The sequence below is a fragment of the Acidimicrobiales bacterium genome (assembly GCA_036378675.1).
In the GTDB taxonomy this organism is placed as follows: Bacteria; Actinomycetota; Acidimicrobiia; order Acidimicrobiales; family Palsa-688; genus DASUWA01.
Genome location: DASUWA010000023.1, coordinates 92,490 through 111,761, shown reverse-complemented (window position 1 = coordinate 111,761; position 19,272 = coordinate 92,490). Strand labels below are relative to the sequence as shown.

The following is a 19,272-nucleotide window of genomic DNA, read 5'->3' as shown; positions in this document are numbered from 1 at the left end:
AGCTAGCTAACCGCTATCGCTTCCACTTCTATGGTCATCCCCGGAAGCGCAAGTGCTGCAACCTCCACGACGGTTGAGGCCGGCGGGTCACCGCTGATGAATTCATTCCTGACTCGAGAGAAAGTTCGAAGGTTCGACACGTCGGTGAAGTAGGCCGTCAGCTTCACGACCGATTCGAATCCAACGCCTGCTTGCTCGAGAACTGTCTTGAGATTCTCGAACGCGAGCCTGGCCTGTTCTTCGAAGTTTCCCTCGAGCACGTGACCGTCGGGCAACACTGGACCCTGCCCCGAGAGGAACACGACAGTCTGGGCATCCTCAACCCTCCAAGCCTGCGAGAAGCCGTACTTCTCCTGCCACAACCACGGATTAACCTGCCGTTTCGACGGGCGCGACGACAGCAAGCTGGCTTCGGTCCTCAATAGCGAACGTCGAGACCGGGGTAGGTCCCGGCGTCACGCCACTCGGCAAGCAGCTTGAAGAATGCCAGAGGGCCTTTGCCGTATGAGTTGACGATGAACCCGCCTTCGGCAGGCCGGCCCTCGTTGTTGTAGTACCCAGGCGTGCACTGCTCCTGGAAGGAGCGGACGTTGAGGGCGCTGTCGGCGAGCGTCTGCAGCCACTCGTCCTCGGCTTCAGTCGTCGCCTCGAACTCCCGAGCGCCGCCGTCGAGCCCCGATCGGACGATGTGGGCCACGTGCGAGCTGGCCTCGTGGAGGAGGTGCGGGTAGTTGGCGGTGAAGCCGCCCTGGGTGTGGCCGATGATGAACATGTTGGGGAATCCGTGCACGTGCATGCCGTGAACGGAGCGCATCCCGCCCTTCCAGTATTCGGATAGGAGGACACCGTCGGCACCGATGACGTCGTAACCGGCGCGCCGGGTGTAGTCGGTGCCGACCTCGAACCCGGTCGCGTAGATGATGCAATCCACCTCGTACTCACTCCCGCGCACCACGATGCCCTTCTCCGTGACACGGTCGACACCTCGACCGTCGGTGTCCACGAGCTTCACGTTCGGCCGATTGAAGGCCTGCAGGTACTCGTCGTGGAAGCACGGCCGCTTGCAGAACTGCCGGTACCAGGGCTTCAGGGCGGCCGCGGTGTCGGGGTCCTCGATGATCTCGTCGACCCTCGAGCGGATCTGCTCCATCTTCTCGAAGTCCGCCATCTCCATCGGGCTGAACTCCCCATCGCCTCCGACCCCTGCGGTTCGCTGCTCCCGCAGCCGCGAGATCAGCCGGCCGATGATGTCGGTCCAGCCGTCCATCACCAGGTCCTCCTCGGCGATACCGCCCGAGGTGAGAAGGGTGAAGTTCTCCATGCGCTTGCGCTGCCAGCCGGGTTGTAGCCGAGCGGCCCACTCAGCGTCCGTCGGCCGATTGCCCCGCACGTCGATCGAGGAAGGAGTGCGCTGGAAGACGTAAAGCTGTTCGGCAGCCCGAGCGAGGTGCGGAACTGCTTGGACCGCCGTGGCGCCGGTGCCGATGATGGCGATCTTCTTGTCAGCGAGCCTGCTCAGATTCCCGTTCGAGTCTCCGCCGGTGTAGTCGTAGTCCCAGCGGCTGGTGTGGAAGCTGTGGCCTCGGAAGGTCTCTATCCCCGGGAGTCCCGGAAGCTTCGGACGGTGAAGAGGTCCGGTGCCCATCACGACGAACCGCGCGGTCATCTCGTCGCCTCGATTGGTCCTGATGACCCAGCACGAGCGCGAGGGGTCCCATTCGAGACCGGTCACTTCGGTGGACAGGCACGCATTCTCGTAGAGCCCGAAGTGAGCGGCGATGCGGTGACAGTGATCGAGGATCTCCGGCGCGTGGACGTACTTCTCCGTCGGCAGATAGCCGGTTTCCTCGAGGAACGGGAGGTAGATGTACGACTCGACGTCGCACTGCGCACCGGGGTAGCGGTTCCAGTACCAGGTGCCCCCGAAGTCACCGCCCTTCTCGATGATGCGGATGTCGTCGATGCCGGCCTGCTTGAGCTCAGCACCGGCGACCAGCCCCCCGAACCCCCCGCCTATGAGCGCGACGGTGACTTGGTCGCGGAGCGGCTGGCGCTCGACTGGCTCGATGTACGGATCCTCGAGATAGTGGGCGTAGTCGCCGGCGATCTGGATGTACTGGTCGTTGGCATCGACCCGGAGGCGCTTGTCGCGCTCGTAGCGGTAGCGGTCCCTCAGAGCGGCTGGGTCGAACCCGAGGTCATCGCGCGTCTCAGTGGACATTCTGGACACGCAGTGTACCTACTTCAAAGCCGGGGTCACCCACCCGCGACTGCGTCCTCCAGCGCCCGGATATCGATCTTCCTCATCTGCATCATCGCCTGGAAGGCCCGCTGCGAGCGCGCCGGATCGGGGTCGCCGAGCAGCTCGATCAGCCGATCCGGGACAACCTGCCAGGAGAGCCCGAAGCGGTCTTTGAGCCAGCCGCAGGGACCCTCCTCACCACCGTCGCTCAGGCGCTCCCAGTACTCGTCGACCTCCTCCTGGTTCTTGCACGGCACCACGAACGAGACCGCCTCGTTGAAGCGGAACTGCGGCCCTCCGTTGAGTGCGGTGAACTCCTGGCCGTCGAGCTCGAAGCTGACCGTTTGCGCCGATCCGGGTTCGCCGTGGCCTCCTTCTCCCTGGCGCTGCACGGCGAGGATCCGGGAGTTCTTGAAGATGGAAACGTAGTAGCTAGCGGCTTCCTCGGCTTGGTTATCGAACCACAGGAAGGGCGTGATCTTGGGCATGGCGGTTCTCCTTCGCGCGACGGTCTCACCTGGTTGGACGGAACTCGGGCCCGTAGCTCATCGCGCGTCTCTACTCATGGAGGTTCCCCCTTGCATTCGGCTGGCAGCCATGATTCGCACTCGGCTGGAACGCCTCCAACGTTGTCACAACAGAGGACCGTATGTCGTCAAACGTGGCAGACCGACCCCCAACACGAGTCGACACAGGAGACAACCATGGACGCTCGCATGAACCTTTTCGAGAACAGCCTCGCCATGAAGTTCGGCAAGTACCTCAACTCCGCAGGTCGAGTCCTCACCGAGTCGACCCTTCCGGCCGCGACTCAAGAGTTGGTGAAGCTTCGGGCGAGCCAGATCAACGGCTGCGGCTTCTGCACCGACATGCACACCAAGGACGCCCTTGACGCCGGCGAGACTCAGCTTCGGCTCAACCTGGTTGCGGCGTGGAGGGAGGCAACGGTCTTCACCGAGGCCGAGCGCGCCGCCCTCGAGCTGGCCGAACAGGGAACCCGGATCGCCGACGCAGCGGGAGGCGTCCCCGACGAGGTGTGGGCGAACGCGGCCAAGCATTACGACGAGGAACAACTGGGGGCCCTTGTTGCGGTCATAGCCGTCATCAACGCGTACAACCGCCTCAACGTCATGGTTCGGCAACCTGCGGGCGACTACCAGCCGGGACAGTTTGCCTAACTCCCTAGGACTCCCTCGGAAGTCTTGATCCGGTACAGCCGGGCCGCGTTCCCGCCCATGACCGCGCGCCGTACATCATCGTCAACTCCAGCCAGCGCCTCCGCCGCCATCTCCACGCCATTGGGATATGTACAGGTCGGGTGCGGGAAGTCGGTCTCGAAAAGGAGATGCTCGTAGCCGATGGTCTCGATCGCCCGGTCTATCCCGGTGGTCTCGAACCAAAAGCAGGCGTTGACCTGCCGGCGGAAGTACTCCGACGGGAGCATCGACAGATGCTCGAGCGACCTCGCGCTCATCTCTCCCAGTTGGTAATCGAGTGCCAGCAGGAAGAACGGGATCCACCCGACGCCACTCTCCACCGACACGAACTGGAGGTCCGGGTGGCGCTCGAGCACACCGGAGTAGATCAGGTTGCCAAAAACGCCGGCGTTGTTGAGATAGAGCATCGCCGAACCCAACCCCAGCTTCTGGTTCATCCCGAGCGACGGCCAGCACACCGATCCGAACCAGGACATGTCGGATACAGCTGCCCCGATGTGGAAGTTGACCGGCAACCCGAGATCGCTGCACATCTCCCACAGCGGATCCCAGTGCGCCGTGCCGAGGTCGGGTATTCCGTGCTCGTGCGGCGCGGAGGTCAGATTGATCCCCCGGATGCCGCGCTCGTGAATGCGGTTGACCTCGGCGAGGCAGGCACCGATGTCCCAGAACGGCAAGGCGGCCATCCCGAAAAGGCGATCGCCCGACTGGTCCTGCATGTCAGCCATTGCGTCGTTGAAGATCTGGACCGTGAGCAGGCGGAGATCCTCGTCGACCACGCTCATGAACTGCTGGGTTCCTAAGCCGAACGCATTCGGGTAGACGATCTGGGCCCAGATGCCTTGCTCGTCCATCATCGCAACGCGTTCAGGCACGGAGTGGGCGCCGCGATGAACCTGATCGATGGTCCATCCGAAGAAGCGGGTGCCCCGGACCTTCACCCCTTCGGTGTTGATGACGCCGTTGGCAAGTGCCGGGTTGATCCGAACCCCGTCAACGACCCAGGTCGGTATCCCATCTACGTCCACTACCCTCGGAACCCTTTCGCGCATCGACGCCGGCGCCCTGGACGTCCACATGTCGTGGGGTTCGGTCAGGTGAGTGTCGGCGTCGATAATGCACAGGCCCTTCATCGCTGTCGCCACAGGGAAACTGTGGCACAGCTCGCACAGATATTGCTATACCTGCGTGATGCCGAGCCGCCCGGTGAGATCTCGTGACGAGCTCGGCTTCTGGGAAGGGGCCGATCGGCACCAGCTGGTGATCCAGCGCTGTGCCGACTGCGGTGCTCGGAGGCACCCGCCCGTGCCGATGTGCGGCGCCTGCGGTTCCGTGTCCAGCGACTACGAGGCCTCATCGGGCCGGGGTCGGGTCCTCTCTTGGATGTTGTCCCACCACCCGAACCGGCCGGAGGATCCGCCGACGGTCGTGATCCTCGTCGAGCTCGAGGAGGGAGTCAGAGTCGTTTCGAACCTGGTCGACCCGCCGGGGCCAGGACCGTACGAGGATCTGCCGGTCGAAGTCGACTTCGCCGACCAGGACGACGCGGTGATTCCAATGTTTCGGGCGTCGCCATGACCGGATCGGTGATCGCGGGAATCGGGCACACCGAGTTCTCGAAGGACTCCGGCCGCAGCTCCCTGCAGCTGGCGGCGGAAGCCGGATTGGCCGCGATCCGGGACGCCGGGCTCGTGCCCTCCGAGGTGGACGGGCTGGTCACCTTCGCGGTAGACGACAACGACGAGCTGTCGTTGATGCGGGCGCTCGGCTTGTCTGAACTTCATTACTGGTCGCGGGTGCCGGGCGGGGGTTACGCCGCGTGTGCGACCGTCCAAGTCGCAGCGTCGGCGATCGCGGCCGGCGCCGCCCGGACGGTCCTCATATATAGAGCCATGAACGAGCGCTCCGGCCGGAGGTTCGGCCAACCACTCGTCCGCCGTACGACGGCAGCCCCGCTCGACGTCCACTTCACATACGGCATCGACACACCGGCGAAGATGTACGCCCTCTGGTTCCGGCGTTACATGCATGAATACGGCGTGACCAATGAGGACTTCGGTCGCTATGTCGTCGTCGCCCGCCGTCACGCTGCGACCAATCCGAACGCCTGGTTCTATCAGCGACCGATCACCCTCGACGAGCATCAGCAGTCGAGGTGGATCGTCGAGCCCGTGCTGCGGCTGTTCGACTGCTGCCAAGAAAGCGATGGCGGAGTCGCGATCGTCGTCACCTCGGCCGATCGGGCGACCGATCTGCCTGCACCGGTCTCGGTGGTGGGCGCGGTCGACGCTCATGTCACCGGCACGAGCATTATGAACAACTACTACCTGCCCGACCTGGCCGGCTTTGCCGACGCACAACGATGCGCCGCGAGGCTCTGGGGCCAGACCGGCCTCCGCCCCGGCGACATCGACGTCGCCGAGATCTACGAGAACTTCAGCCCCCTCGCCCTGCTGGTGCTGGAGGCTTTCGGGTTCTGCGGCCGGGGTGAAGCCGCTTCCTACATCGCCAGCGGTGCCATCGACCTCGGCGGCGAACTGCCCGTCAACACTCACGGCGGGCTGCTCGGCGAGGCCTACATCCACGGCATGAACACGGTGATCGAAGGGGTGCGCCAGGCTCGCGGGCAGGCCGCGAACCAGGTCCCCGGCGTCGAGCATGTCCTGGTGTCGTCGCTCAGCAGCGCGCTGATCCTCCGAGCCCAATGAGCGCAGCCCTTCAGGGGTTGGAGGTGCTCGACATGACCAGGAGCGTCGCGGGCTCGATGGCCTCGATGCTTCTGGCCGACCAGGGCGCCGTCGTAACCAAGCTCGAGCCGCCGGGCGGTGATCCGGTACGCGACGAACCTGGCGCGCGTGTATGGATGCGCAACAAGAGGAGCGTCACCGTCGACCTGCCCGCGGACGTCGGAGCCGTGGTTGAGATTGCCCGCGGCGCCGATCTGTACTTGGACAGCTGGACACCGGCGCAAGCCGCGGAGCTCGGGATCACCGATGATCTCCTCGCCTCCGCCAACCCCCGTCTCGTCAGATGCTCGATCACCGCGTACGGCTCCATCGCACGCCACGCCGGCCGGCCCGACGATCCGTTCCTCGTCGCCGCCCGGTCCGGGCTGATGTGGGAACAAAAGGGGTGGGTTGGCGGCCCGATCGCACGCCTCTCTGGAACCCCGCCGCTCGCGCCGGACCTTGTCGCGCCGCCAGGGTGCTGGGACGGTTGCGAGCGGACCGGACCGATCCATCCCGCCACCCCGCAGCCGGCGATCGCGGCCGCCTACCTCGGGGCGCTGGCCGCTCTTTCCGCGATCCACGCCCGGGGGCGGACAGGACGCGGGCAGCGGGTGGAGACCTCGATGCTGCAAGGTGTGCTGGCGACAACCTGGGGCGCGTGGCAACGGGCCGAGCATCCCGACGCCCCGAGCTATGACAGCTGGGTCTTTGACTCCAGGTCACACCGAGGGCACTTCGAGTGCGCCGACGGGCGATGGATCTGCCACTGGGTCCCGCGACCTGCGTTCGTGCTAGGCGTGTCCGACGGAGATGCGCTCGATCCCCAGGCGGAGATACCTCCAATTCACCTCGATTCGGCGCGCATCATGCCCGACCCCGCCGACCTGGCGGTCCTGCACCACTATCACCCGCTGATGGTCGAGGCGTTCCGCCGTTTCTCTGCCGAGGAATGGACGAAGGTGGCTGCGGCGACGGACAACGCACTGCAGCCGGTGATGACGATGGAGGAGGCGCTCGACGATCCGCTTCTCATCGCCGACGGCTCTGTCATAACCGTGCGTGGGGTTCGCCAGCCGGGCCTGGCAATCAGGCTGCACGGCTGCGATCCTTCCGTCGCGGAGCCCTCGGCAGCCGCGGATACACAACAGACAGGGGAAAAAGATGCGCCCCGCGCTTCTCACGCGCCTCCGCTCGATGGCATCCTCGTGGTCGACCTCGGCCTTGCCGTGGCCGGCCCCTGGGGGACGCAAATGCTGTCCGACCTCGGCGCCCAGGTCATCAAGGTCAACCGGAAGTCCGACTCTTACTGGCACACCACCCACATGGCGATGGCGTGCAACCGGGGCAAGCTCGGCTTGGCCCTAAACCTGAGGAAACCGGCGGGCCAGGAGGTACTCCACAGCCTGGTGGCGCGCGCCGACGTCGTCCACACGAACATGCGACGCACGGCCGCCACCCGGCTCGGGGTCGACTACGAGCGTTTGCGCGGGGTGAACCCGGACTTGATCTACTGCCACACGGCGGGCTTCGACGACGCGCGCGCCGATCTACCAGGCAACGACCAAACCGGGGGCGCGCTGGCCGGGGTACTGCATGCTGACGGCGGTTGCGAACGCGGCGGGCGACCCGCTTCGAGCCTGACGTCGCTGGGTGACGTCGGCAACGGGTTCCTGTCGGCCATCGGTGTCGTCATGGCGCTTATCCACCGCGACCGCACCGGCCAGGGTCAGCTGGTCACCACGTCCATCGTGCGCGCTCAGCTTCTCGCCGCGTCGGCGTGGCTCGGCCCGGACGGATCCGGTTCCGGCCGGCCTCTTCTTGACGCGAACCAGCTCGGCTTCAGCGCCCGACGCCGACTGTACGGAACCCGTTCGGGCTGGTTGTGCCTTGGCGTGCGCACCGACGATCAGTGGGGCTCGTTTTGTCGGGCCGTGGATCGGGCCGACCTTCTGGCCGACCGAGACGACGAGGCCCTGGCAGCAGAGCTGGAGTCGACGTTCTCAGGGCGGCCGGCCGCCGAGTGGTGCTCAATCCTCGACGCAGCAGGGGTTCCGGTCGAGTTGTGCGATCCCGACGTGGCCCTCGGTCTTTTTGACGATCCAGATTTGTTAGAGCGGAGTTGGGTTACCACGTACGACCAGCCCCTCGTCGGCGCGTTGAGTCAGCTGGGACTCCTGTTCGACTTCTCCGATACGCCGGCGCGGATAGCCGGTCCGCCTTTGGTCGTTGGCGACAGTTCCCGCGTTGTGCTGAGTCAGTTGGGCTACGGCGACGGCGAGATCGATCAGCTGATCGCCGATCGCATCGTCTACGACAGCGGCACGAGCTGATATCACGATCTCTCGGTTGCGCCCCAGCGGCTCAGACGAATCGGAAGAAGCTGGCCGCTCCGAAGATCAGGCAGTAGATCGCGAACGGCGTGAGGGTGCGGGTCTGGAAGTACCGCATGAGGAATCTGACAGAGAAGTAGGCGGCGATTCCTGCGACGATTACTCCGACTGCGACTTGGCCGTGGATGTGCGCGCCGGCAGAGCCGGCGAGTGAGGGGAGTTTGAGCACACCTGCGGCGAAGATAACCGGGGTGGCTAAGAGGAACCCAAAGCGCGCAGCGTCCTCATGGTCGAGGCCCCGCCACAGACCGCCGACCATCGTGATTCCTGAACGGCTGATGCCAGCGAAGAGGGCCCCGATCTGCAGAGAGCCGATATAGAGAGCCTCCCTGAGTGACAGGTTGGCAAGCCGGGCGTCTGCTTCACGGGCCGCCTGTATCTCCGAACGCTGCCGGCCGCCCGACCGAGAGTCTCTGTCAGCTCGGCCGTTGTGGTCGATCGCTGAACTATCCGCCGGCCGTGAGGCCGGCTGGTGTCGCCGCATGCGTTCACCGGCAACGAGAATCAGGCCGTTGATGAATAGGAACGCCGCTGCAGCTACCGGCTTGGCGAAAACCGTCCGGAAGGTGTGCTCTAGAAGTATCCCGGTGAGGCCGACGGGAATGGTCGCGAAGACGATCATCCAGGCCAGTCGCTCATCACGGCCCTCGATGATCAGTTGCCGTTGCCGCATGGATCGGCCGAGGCTCTGAATGAAGCCTCGTATTATCCGGAACCAGTCGGCTCGGAAGTACCACAGAAGCGCGAATGCAGTGGCGCAGTGCAGGGCGACGATGTAAGCGAGATAGAAGGACTTCTCGCTGCTCGCTTGTGATGATTGGGTTACCAGGGTGTGCCAGCTGCCGCCGATCCACGCGGGGACGAGCACCGAGTGCCCCAGGCTCGAGATCGGGAACAGTTCGGTCACGCCTTGGAGAACGGCGATGACGATGGCCTGCAAATACGACACGGGGCAAAATCCTCGGGGGTTCGGGCAGAGGTGCGGCGCCACTCGGCGCTCGGATGATACGGGTCTCGAAGTAGCACACGTTACACTGTCGGCCGAAACGCCCGAGGGATCTCAGGAGGTGGTTCCCTGTCCTGGCGGCTCATCACCTACCGCCTTCCGAGCGAACCGTCCCGGCACCGGGTGGCGGCATGGCGCGAGCTGCGCCGCCTCGGCGCGGTTTCCCTACAGCAGGGGACCTGGGCTCTGCCGACAGGTGAGGGCTTCGACGAGGGTTTCGATCAGGTCGTCCGGACCATTGACGTAGCCGGCGGGCACCCCGTGGTCCTGGCTGTTGGAGATGATGACGCCAGCGTGGCCCAACTCGAAGCACTGTTCACTGAGCAGCGCGAGGCGGAGTGGTCGGAGTTCCTCGCTGACTGCGACAAGTACGAAGCCGAACTCGTCGACGAGGTACGTAAAGGCAAGCTGACCTTGGCCGAGTTGGACGAGGAAGAACAAAGCCTGGATCGTCTGCGGCGGTGGTACCGCCAGATCCGGGCGCGTGACCTGTTTAGCGCTCCCGCCGGGGTCTTAGCCGAACGGCGTCTCAAGGAGTGCGGCGAGGCTCTGGATGCGTTCGGGGATCAGGTCTACCAAGCGAGGGAGCAGCCGTAAAGCCAACGGTCGGACGCTGCGCGGTGCTATCCGGCCTTCCCGCCGCGGATCAGAGCGGTCGCCTCGTCAGGTGATTTACCCGCCCGTTGAGGGTCTGGAAGGAGCCGCAGGGGCGGAAGAACCGCGTCGTCGTTGAAAGTGTCGAGCCAGGCGCTCATGTTCTCGGCGGTCAGCGGTCTGGCTAGAAAGTAACCCTGGACTTCGTCACAGCCCATTTCCCGGAGCCGGTCCCACGAAACGCGGTCTTCTACGCCTTCCGCCACAGTTCCCAGGCCGAGATTGTGGCTGAGCTCGATTATGGAACGAACGATCGCTGCATCACTCGGGTCGGATGCGACGCGCAAAATGAACGACCGGTCGATCTTCACCTCGTTCACCGGCAGCCGCCGCAGGTACGACAGTGACGAATAGCCGGTCCCGAAGTCATCGACGGACAGCTTGATGCCGGCGCGAGCCAATCGATCCAGCACGCTGATCGTCCTGGGCGGGTCGGCCATGACGCTGGACTCGGTGATCTCGAGCGTGAGACGGTGACTGGGAATTCCAATCTCATGCAGGATGGACTCGATCTGGTTCGGCAGCTCAAGGTCCAGCAAGCTGCGAACCGCGAGGTTGACAGAAATGCCGATGTCGCGCCCGGCGGCGTTCCACTCGTGGCACTTCTTAAGGGCCGTTTTGAGCACGAACATGGTGAGCGGCGTTATCAGACCGGTCTGCTCGGAAACGTTGATGAATTCCGCTGGGCTTAACAGCCCGCGCTCAGGATGGCGCCACCGGACCAACGCCTCGGCACCTGTGATCAGACCATCTCGCACCCGGGCTTTCGGCTGATAGAACACCTCTAGCTGGTCCTCTGCGATCGCCTGGCGAAGCTCGGTGGCCATCGTCAAGCGGGCACGGCTGTTCTCGTCACGCTCGGGCGAGTACATCACGACGCGGGTGTCGCCACCCTTTGCTTCGTACATCGCCACGTCGGCTCTTTGCAGAAGGACGGTGGCGTCGTCGCCGTGCTCAGGGAACATGGCAACGCCGATGCTCGCACCTACGGCAACAGCGAGACCTTCCAGTTGGAACGGCTCGTGGAGCAATTCGACGATCCGTTGCGCCACCCGCACCACTTCCTCGGCATCACCTTGTTCAGGGAGCAAGATTGCGAACTCGTCACCCCCGAGCCGAGCCACGGTGTCACAGCTGCGCAACGCCGTGCCCAGCCGACGGGCCACGTGCTGGAGCAGGATGTCCCCGTTGTGGTGCCCCAGTGTGTCGTTGACCTCTTTGAAGCGGTCGAGGTCGATAAGCATGACGCTGGCCACACCCTCGCCCTCCGAGCGGGCGGACGCGGCGAGGTCGCTCAGCCGCTGCGCGAAGAGCATCCGGTTCGGCAATCCGGTGAGAGAGTCGTGAAGGGCCTCATGCTGTCGATCGGCGGCCTCTTTGCGAAGCTGATCCACGAGGCGGCCATTCTCGAAGGCGACGCTCGCATGGTTCGCGACGGTGGCGAAGATCTGGAGGTCGCTATCGTCGAACGTCGTGACGTTGCTCATCCGGTCCGCAACCATGATCGTGCCGACGACCTTGCCCTCTGACACCAGAGGAGCGACCATACAGTCCGCGACGCGCACCCGAGCCAGGTACGACAAGTGGCCCGGGTCACGGCTTCCACGAGGAATAGCGACCGGGATCTGTTCGTCCACCACTCGCCGCCACACCGGCTCACCTTCGAGCTTCGGGACTAAGGCTTCACTGTGATCGTCGGAGAGCGATCCCTCGCGGCTGCTCAGCCGATAGCTGCACTTGCCACTTCGGTCATCAAGCAAGACGATCTCGGCGACAGCCGCCCGAAGCAGCTTACGGGCTTCTGCAAGAACCTCTTCGGTCACCGCTCGCGCCTTGAGCGACGCGCCGATCAGCTGACTGAACCCGTAGATCCGCTGCAGGCTCGAGTGCCGCTGCTTGAGCGCCAGATGACGCCTATAGATCACCGCGAAGCTGATGATCAACAAGGACACGATCACTAACGCCCAGGGACTGGTCCACAGCACGATCACGGTCACAATCGAAAGACCTGTGTTCACACCGGCAGTGAGTATCCCGGTGACCAGAACCGAGCTGATATCCGGGTCGCCGCCGGTCCACCTGATCACCGCCGAAACGGAGGCCATGCTGATGAAGTCTCCGACTGTGACCGCAACGAGAATCGCTGCCCACGAGCGTGCAGATAGCGGGTTGGACGAGGCACCAATGACCCGAAAAACGAAGATCGCTGCGGCGCTCTCCGCGGCGAAGCACGCCAGGTTGAACGTCGCCTTGACCACGGCTTGACGACGGACAAAGACGCGGTAGGCAAGATGTCCTACCAGCCGCCCAGCGATCAAACCCCACGGAGAAGCGAAGAAGAATCCGACGACGAGCGGTATCTCGCTCAAATTGAATGAGTGCGTCTGCGCCTTTCGCTCGACATGGAACATGAGACCTTCGGCAGCCATGACTGCCGGCACGAAGGCCCACCACGCAACGTGGAACGGAGGATGCGCCGCCGCGGGCTGCCTTGCGGCGGCGAACCCCATCGAGACGGCGACCCCGGCCAGCAGAGTGGAGAGAATCCACACACGGTGGAGTGACGGATCCTTAGTGGGCTTCACCCGACGCCCAGAGTCTTCGGGGCTTTTCGTCGAGAATCGGCCGACCGAAAGGTCTCGAGTGGGAACTGCCGCGGAGTCCCAGGCGGGCCCGCGGCCGGACTCGGCCGGCGTTACTGGGTTACGCATCCCGCCGGCTCGCCTGGCTGGCCGCTCAGGTCCACAGGAAGTCGGTCCATGACGATCCTGTCCACGACGACCCCGTCCACGACGACCCTGTCCACGAAGAACCAGTCCACGACGACCCAGTCCACGACGACCCAGTCCACGAGGACCCTGTCCACGACGACCCTGTCCACGCCGAGCCGGTCCAGGCAGAGCCCGTCCAAGCGGAGCCGGTCCACGCAGATCCGGTCCACGAAGAACCAGTCCACGACGATCCGGTCCAGCTGGATCCTGTCCAGGAGGAGCCATTCCACGTGGCCCCGGTCCATGAGGAGCCATTCCAAGCAGCCCCCGTCCACGACGAACCGGTCCAGTTCGCCTGATTCCAGCTTGACGGCGACCAGCTTGTTCCGAGGTTGATTGTGCTAGGTGGATTGCTCGTCTCCGCCGCGGCTGCAGCGGTTTGGCTGTACGTCAGGCTCGGGCTGATGGCCGCGTAGTAGGCGTTCAGGAATCCGTGCCCTTCAATCAACGGAGCCTGGGTCTCGCCCGGCATCGCGTTGCCCAAGAGGCGCCCCTTGACCTGGTCCGGGCTGATCCCCGGGTTGCGGGCAAGCACCAACGCTGCGGCTCCTGACGTGATCCCGGCCGAGAACGAAGTCCCCGAGCCAACGAAGTTCCCGGTACCGACGTGTGCGTGCGGGAAGTCCTGGGCGATCGTGGACCCGGGAGCTAGCAAGCTGATCACCGAACGGCCGGGGGCCACCAGGTCGGGCTTGAGCCACCCGTCGTACAGGGACGGGCCGACCGACGAGAACGGGCAGGCATACCAATCGGAAGGCGAAGGCGAGTTGTTATCCGCGTAAGCACCCGCAGTGATGGCGAGCGGATCGTCCCCTGGACTGGTGATCGTCCCTGCCGAGGGTCCTGAGTTTCCGGCGGCGACAACCACCGTTATGCCGGACTGCCACGCTTGCTCGATCGCCTGGTCCATCGGCTCAGTGGCAGTCGGTCCCGTGGGCACGGCTCCGAGCGAAAGATTAAGGATGTTGATCCCGTACTTCTTTTGGTTCTTGATCGCCCACTGGATCCCAGATACGACGGTCGAGATGCTGGTCTGGCCATCGGCTCCGGCGACCTTGATCGAGACCAGGTTTGCCCCCGGAGCTTCTCCGGGATACTGGCCGTTCGAAGATGCACCGTTGCCGGCAACCAGTCCGGCGACAAACGTCCCGTGCCCGAACTCATCGGTGAAAGGGGAGTTGCCCGGGGTTAGGTCAACCCCGCCGACAAGTCGCCCGGCGAAGTCGGGCAACGCACCATCGATGCCCGTATCGAGCACGGCGACCGTGACGCCTTGGCCGGTATCGCCCTGCGCAGCCAAAAGGTTGGCGCCTGTGTCCTGGGAAAAGATTCCGCTCGGCGACGATGTCCCAGAGAAAGAAGGACAGCTCGTGGCACCGCTCTTGCTCTGGAAGTTGACCGGCTCGTCCGGAATTACAGACGCGCCGGCCGCCTGCAAAGCATCGACGAGGCCTTTGCGAGCCTTGATAGCCACGGCGGGAATGCTGTCGAAGACCTGGGTTACGGAGGCGCCGCGCGCGACTCCGTGAATCAGGTCAAGAGCGTTACCGGCATTCGGCCCGAACTCCACGATCACCGACTCGTCAGCGCCACTGGCCGTGGCACCCGTGTCAGCGAATGCTGGTGGAAGAGTCGCCAGACCAGCTGCGCCCACTCCAACCACGACGCCGAGCTTCAAAGTCCACGACAGCCCGAACCGTCTGCGCTGCCAGCCCACGCCCCTACCCCTAAAACCTTTCATGGCACCCCTGCCCCAATGCATTTGTGTCTAACGGACTCGCACAGAGTGGCCGAATAACCTCTCTCTGTCGAGAAGGATTCGTCTATTTCTGCGCAATCCTCTTTTAGTTAATCAATCGGATGCTCCGTCTTATCTAGTCATTTAGAGCTAGCCGTGAGCAGCGGATTTATCCGCTTATCGGGCCGGAGATCATCAATCTGATTCGCTGAGTACTTCCTCTATGGCGCGAAGGGCGTCCCAGCGCCACCCTCGACTCCCTCGAAGCTGTCGGTCAGCTAGGAGCCGGGTAGCCGGACAAGATGCCGGCGAATCGGGTCTCCACCAGAGGCCGTTCGGTCGGGTGGGTGATGATCCAGAACTCGCCGGCGCGAACCGCTTCGACCACTCGGCGTGCGACCTGCGACGGATGCTGGCCGTCGGGCCCGGTGAACGAATCGCGGATCGCGACGCGGACCGATTCGGCCATCTCCGTCCGGGTCTCGGTCCCTAACGCCGACGGCCGGTTCCGCTCTGACTCCATGACCCGGCTCTCGGTGGCGCTTGGACAGAGCACACTCACCCCGATCGGAATGCCGGCCAACACCAACTCCTGGCTCAGGGTCTCCGAGATCGACACAACGGCAACCTTGGTCGCGGAATACGGGCCTATGAACGGCACACCGCTCAGCAGGCCGGCGACCGATGCCGTGTTGACGATGTGCCCGGGCCGACCCTGCCGGCTCATGATCGGAAGGAAGCTGTGAATGCCGTGGATGACCCCCCACAGGTTGACGCTCAGCACCCAGCTCCAGTCCTCGAGGGTCTGGTCCTGAATGAGGTTGAAGGTCGAAACCCCGGCGTTGTTGCACAGCAAATCGACGCCACCAAATTGCTCGGCTGCCGTGCCCGCGAGGGCATCGACCGAGCGGGGGTCGGAGACGTCGGCTTGAACAGCCAACGCGGAACCGTCCGCCTTGCGGATGGCATCCGCCACCGTTTCGGCACCATCGGCGTCAATGTCCGCAACAACCACCGATGAACCCTCGGTTGCCAGCAGCTCGGCCAGAGCTCGGCCGATCCCGCTGGCGGCTCCGGTAACGACAGCGACGCGGCCTGGTCCGATAACTCCCCCACCGGACGGCTGATTCACTTCGGGCTCCTCTCGTTGGATCGAATCACTCGTTTATCCTCCGTCCAGCACGATCAGCTCGCCGGTCAGGTAGGACGACGCCGGACTGGCGAGGAACAGCGCGGTGCCCACGATCTCGTCCGCCTCCGCGACCCGCCGGAGAGCGACCCGAGACGCCATGTTCTCTTGCATCTCCGCCGTCGGCATTGACACGTGGAAGCTGTCGGTGTGGAAGGTCCCGCAGACGATCGCGTTGACCCGAATTCCGCGTGGGCCGAGCTCCTGCGCTGCAGCTTTGGTGAGCGCGTTGAGCCCCGCCTTTGCTGCGGCGTAAACGGCAGTGAAGGTGCTCGGGTACAAGGCCGCCTTGGAGCTGATGTTCACTATTGAACCGCCGGCTTCCATCCGGTCCGCAGCCAGTGCGGTCAAGCGCAACGGACCCTTGAGGTTCACGGCGATCGTCTTGTCGAAAAGCTCGGAGGTGATCTCTGAAAACGAAGGCGGAACCGGCGCGATGCCGGCATTGTTGACCAACACGTCGATGCGCCCGAACTCTTCGACCGTCGCTTCTATCAGCGCTTCGCACTGCTCCCAGTCGCCGACGTGACAGGGTACGGAGATTGCCTGAGCTCCCAGATCTTTTATCGCGGCCGCCACCTCGTCACACTGGTCCTGCTTGCGGCTGGACACGACAACGCTCGCACCCGCCTCACCGAAACCCAAGGCCATCGCCCGGCCCAGCCCCCTGCTGGCGCCGGTAACGACCACCACCTTGCCATCTGCTCTGAGGTCGGGAACGGTCATCGGGTCCGCTTTCGGTCTGTCCGGTCTGTCTGGTCTCTCCGGATGCCGTCGATCAGATACCGAAGGTGGATGTCGAAGAGCGCGTCGACCTCCCGTCGGTCCACGCCACCGGGGTCTCCCCCTGCCCTTGCAGTTTGCTTGCGGCGCCGGGGACGTTCTCGCGGGGATGCGCCGGACTCGACGGTCGCGAACCCGACCGTCGCCCACATGACGAGACGGCAGGCCTGCACGGCACCGTCGTCGGTCATGCCGTCTCGCTTTAGCGCTTCGACGAGCGGACGCGACGCTTCGAGGTACGCGGCTCGGTCCGGTGGGACCATGAGGCGGCTGTCACGGGCGAGGCGCAGCCGGTTGCGCATCGCCCGCGCCCAGCGGACCGTGTAGGCCGGCCAGTCCTCGCCTTCCCGCAACGTCGGCGCCGGATTTCCCAGCAACCGGTCGGCGATCGCCTCGACCAAGGCCTCCTTGTTCCCCACCCGGCTGTACAGGGGGACCGGGGAGACACCAAGCCGGCTGGAAACGCTGCGCATGCTCACCGCCTCGAGCCCGGATTCACGGAAGATCTCGACTGCAGCGGTGACGATCTCCTCAGCGTCGAGCCCCAGGTCGGTCGACTTGGGTTTCACGGGATCATCACCAGCTTTCCGATGACGGCTCGGTCCGCTAGTCGCTGGACGGCGGCGGGAAGTTGATCGAACGCCACCTCTTCGGTGACCGCGTTGCGCAAACCGCCGCTTACGACGAGGTCGGAGAGAGATCGATGAATCGAGTCGAGTTCCGGGCGTGAGTAGCCGCCGGCGAACACCCCGACCAGCGAGGTATTTGTCACGACCAAGTTGTGAGTCTCGATGCGAGGCCACGAGCCGCTGGCGAAGCCAACAGCAAGCAGCCGGCCATGACGCCCCAAAGCACTCCACGCCTCCTCTGCCGCGGTCCCGCCGACCGGGTCATAGAGCAGGTCGACGCCTTGACCACCGGTGATCTCCCTCAGCCGGGCGGCGAGGTCGGGACCCAGTAAGGCCACGTGCTCCGCCCCCAATCGACTAGCGAACTCGGCACGAGCATCGTCGCTCACGACCGCGATCACCCTTGCGCCTAAAGCTCGGCCCAGCTGCACGGCCGCGATACCGCTGCCACCCGCGGCCCCGAGCACTGCGAGCCACTCACCCGCTTCCACCCGACCGCGATCCACGAGCCCGGCCCAAGCGGTCAAGTGCGGGATCCAGAATCCGGCTGCCTGCGCATCGGTCAACCCGTTCGGCACCGGGAACGCAGAGTCGGCTACCAACAGGCACTCCTCGGCGAAGGACCCGTGGCCATCGATGAAGCTGGTAACTCCCATAACTGAGGTGCCACGTTGCCACTCGACGTCGGCGCCGGCGGCGGTGACGACGCCGGTCGCCTCTTGCCCGGGCGTGAAGTCGGTTGCGGGAGTCAGTGGATAGGTGTGACGGCACATGAGAACGTCTGGCAGACCTATCCCTGCGGCGGTGACCCGGATCCGGATCTGCCCGGGGCCGGGCTCAGGTTCGGGAAGCTCGACCATGCGGAGAACGTCCGCCGGCTCGCCCGCGCCGGACACCTGCCACGCGCGCATCACGCCATCGCTTCGATGATGTCGCCCGCGCTGGAAAGAAGCAGATCCACCTGAGATCCGAAGAACTCGTGGATCGGCTTGTCGGACAGCCCTCGCAGGTATTTCGCGTAGCTGCCCTCGAGGACGATTGCCAGCTTCCATCGCGCGAAGACGTCGTACCACGGCATAGCTCCGGTATCCCTGCCGGTTGCACTGGCGTAGCGCTCGATCAACTTTCGCCGGTCTGGCAGGCCGTCGGGCTTAAAGGAAGGCTCCTTTGCTCGGCCCAGCGGCATGGTCCCTTCGGGTCCGGGGTGAAATATCAGCGTCCACGCCAGGTCGACGAGAGGATCGCCGATAGCCGCCATTTCCCAGTCGACTACAGCCAGCAGCCTTGGTGGTGGCGCGGCGTCGAACAAGAGGTTGTCGAGTTTGTAGTCCCCGTGGCAGAGGGTGAGATCATGGTGCTGCGGCCGGTGGCTCATGAGCCAATCGGCGGCGGCGTGAGCCGGCGGAAGGTGCCTGCCGACGTAGGAGTCCAACTGCTTCATCCATCGTTCGATCTGGTTCGCCAGGTAGTTCGGCTTGGGAGACAGGTCGGCGAGGCCGTGGTCTCGCCAGTCGAGCGCATGGATCGCTGCGAGGGCGTCGATCATCTCCTCGAGGGCCCGCCCGTGAGTCTCGGGGACGTCAGCCCATGCCGGAGGGATGCTCGAGCGCACCGGCAGTCCGTCGGTGCGTGCCATCACGTAGAAAGGGGCCCCGAAGACGTCGGGGTTGCCGCAGGACAGCACGGGTCTCGCAATCGGCACGCGTGAGTCTTTGATCGCGTCGAGGATTCGGAACTCACGGAGTACGTCGTGAGCAGTGGCCGAGCTCGAGTGACGCGGCGCGCGGCGAAGCACCCAGCGGTTTTCGCCTCGATCTACTGCGAAGATCTCGCACGACCCACCTCCCGCCATCGGTCGGACGTCGATCGGCACAGAATCACCGATCGCTTCGTCGAGGAATCGCGCCAGCGCGGTCGAATCCAC

17 protein-coding genes are annotated in these 19,272 nt (G+C 64.5%); 5 read left to right on the top strand and 12 right to left on the bottom strand.

The window, feature by feature from the left end:
* Positions 1 to 2: 2 nt before the first annotated feature.
* The 3 genes from VFZ97_08940 to VFZ97_08930 are packed head-to-tail and all read right to left on the bottom strand — an operon-like array spanning position 3 to position 2,730.
* A complete protein-coding gene (locus VFZ97_08940) occupies positions 3 to 422 on the bottom strand; it encodes a RidA family protein (protein HEX6393554.1) in 420 nt (139 codons plus the stop codon).
* Complete coding sequence (locus VFZ97_08935) at positions 419 to 2,221, bottom strand: NAD(P)/FAD-dependent oxidoreductase (protein HEX6393553.1); 1,803 nt, start codon at positions 2,219 to 2,221, stop codon at positions 419 to 421. Before VFZ97_08935 ends, VFZ97_08940 begins: the two co-directional genes overlap by 4 nt.
* A gap of 35 nt (positions 2,222 to 2,256) precedes the next feature.
* On the bottom strand, positions 2,257 to 2,730 hold the full coding sequence (locus tag VFZ97_08930; GenBank protein HEX6393552.1) for a VOC family protein: 474 nt from the start codon (positions 2,728 to 2,730) through the stop codon (positions 2,257 to 2,259).
* 216 nt (positions 2,731 to 2,946) lie between these two features.
* On the opposite strand from VFZ97_08930, the gene VFZ97_08925 reads away from it, so the two are divergent.
* The gene (locus tag VFZ97_08925) at positions 2,947 to 3,420 is read left to right on the top strand and encodes a carboxymuconolactone decarboxylase family protein (protein HEX6393551.1); all 474 of its coding nucleotides are present in this window, start codon (positions 2,947 to 2,949) and stop codon (positions 3,418 to 3,420) included.
* On the opposite strand, the gene VFZ97_08920 is transcribed toward VFZ97_08925, so the two are convergent.
* The gene (locus tag VFZ97_08920) at positions 3,417 to 4,604 is read right to left on the bottom strand and encodes an amidohydrolase family protein (GenBank protein ID HEX6393550.1); all 1,188 of its coding nucleotides are present in this window, start codon (positions 4,602 to 4,604) and stop codon (positions 3,417 to 3,419) included. The genes VFZ97_08925 and VFZ97_08920 overlap by 4 nt on opposite strands.
* A gap of 46 nt (positions 4,605 to 4,650) precedes the next feature.
* On the opposite strand from VFZ97_08920, the gene VFZ97_08915 reads away from it, so the two are divergent.
* Genes VFZ97_08915 through VFZ97_08905 form a run of 3 tightly spaced genes read left to right on the top strand, consistent with a single transcriptional unit; the run spans position 4,651 to position 8,518 of the window.
* Entirely contained in the window at positions 4,651 to 5,037 is a 387-nt protein-coding gene (locus VFZ97_08915) for an OB-fold domain-containing protein (protein HEX6393549.1), read from the top strand.
* Positions 5,034 to 6,167, top strand: coding sequence for a hypothetical protein (locus VFZ97_08910; protein ID HEX6393548.1), 1,134 nt, complete (start codon positions 5,034 to 5,036; stop codon positions 6,165 to 6,167). The genes VFZ97_08915 and VFZ97_08910 overlap by 4 nt, the downstream gene beginning before the upstream one ends.
* Positions 6,164 to 8,518, top strand: a complete 2,355-nt coding sequence (locus VFZ97_08905; protein ID HEX6393547.1) for a CoA transferase — start codon at positions 6,164 to 6,166, stop codon at positions 8,516 to 8,518. Before VFZ97_08910 ends, VFZ97_08905 begins: the two co-directional genes overlap by 4 nt.
* A gap of 31 nt (positions 8,519 to 8,549) precedes the next feature.
* On the opposite strand, the gene VFZ97_08900 is transcribed toward VFZ97_08905, so the two are convergent.
* Complete coding sequence (locus VFZ97_08900; protein HEX6393546.1) at positions 8,550 to 9,527, bottom strand: undecaprenyl-diphosphate phosphatase; 978 nt, start codon at positions 9,525 to 9,527, stop codon at positions 8,550 to 8,552.
* A gap of 180 nt (positions 9,528 to 9,707) precedes the next feature.
* Here VFZ97_08900 and VFZ97_08895 point away from each other — a divergent pair, with 180 nt between their 5' ends.
* Positions 9,708 to 10,181 (top strand): Chromate resistance protein ChrB, encoded by a 474-nt coding sequence (locus VFZ97_08895; protein ID HEX6393545.1) that lies wholly within the window; start codon positions 9,708 to 9,710, stop codon positions 10,179 to 10,181.
* Between the two features lie 26 nt (positions 10,182 to 10,207).
* On the opposite strand, the gene VFZ97_08890 is transcribed toward VFZ97_08895, so the two are convergent.
* The 7 genes from VFZ97_08890 to VFZ97_08860 all read right to left on the bottom strand — a co-directional run bounded on the left by VFZ97_08890 (position 10,208) and on the right by VFZ97_08860 (position 19,272).
* Entirely contained in the window at positions 10,208 to 12,823 is a 2,616-nt protein-coding gene (locus tag VFZ97_08890; GenBank protein ID HEX6393544.1) for an EAL domain-containing protein, read from the bottom strand.
* 151 nt (positions 12,824 to 12,974) lie between these two features.
* Positions 12,975 to 14,726, bottom strand: a complete 1,752-nt coding sequence (locus tag VFZ97_08885) for a S8 family serine peptidase (protein HEX6393543.1) — start codon at positions 14,724 to 14,726, stop codon at positions 12,975 to 12,977.
* Between the two features lie 295 nt (positions 14,727 to 15,021).
* A complete protein-coding gene (locus VFZ97_08880; protein ID HEX6393542.1) occupies positions 15,022 to 15,879 on the bottom strand; it encodes an SDR family NAD(P)-dependent oxidoreductase in 858 nt (285 codons plus the stop codon).
* Positions 15,880 to 15,912: 33 nt separating this feature from the next.
* Entirely contained in the window at positions 15,913 to 16,662 is a 750-nt protein-coding gene (locus tag VFZ97_08875; GenBank protein HEX6393541.1) for an SDR family oxidoreductase, read from the bottom strand.
* Entirely contained in the window at positions 16,659 to 17,288 is a 630-nt protein-coding gene (locus VFZ97_08870) for a TetR family transcriptional regulator (protein HEX6393540.1), read from the bottom strand. Before VFZ97_08870 ends, VFZ97_08875 begins: the two co-directional genes overlap by 4 nt.
* Positions 17,285 to 18,259, bottom strand: coding sequence for an NADPH:quinone oxidoreductase family protein (locus VFZ97_08865; GenBank protein ID HEX6393539.1), 975 nt, complete (start codon positions 18,257 to 18,259; stop codon positions 17,285 to 17,287). The genes VFZ97_08870 and VFZ97_08865 overlap by 4 nt, the downstream gene beginning before the upstream one ends.
* On the bottom strand, positions 18,259 to 19,272 hold the full coding sequence (locus VFZ97_08860) for a phosphotransferase family protein (protein HEX6393538.1): 1,014 nt from the start codon (positions 19,270 to 19,272) through the stop codon (positions 18,259 to 18,261). The genes VFZ97_08865 and VFZ97_08860 overlap by 1 nt, the downstream gene beginning before the upstream one ends.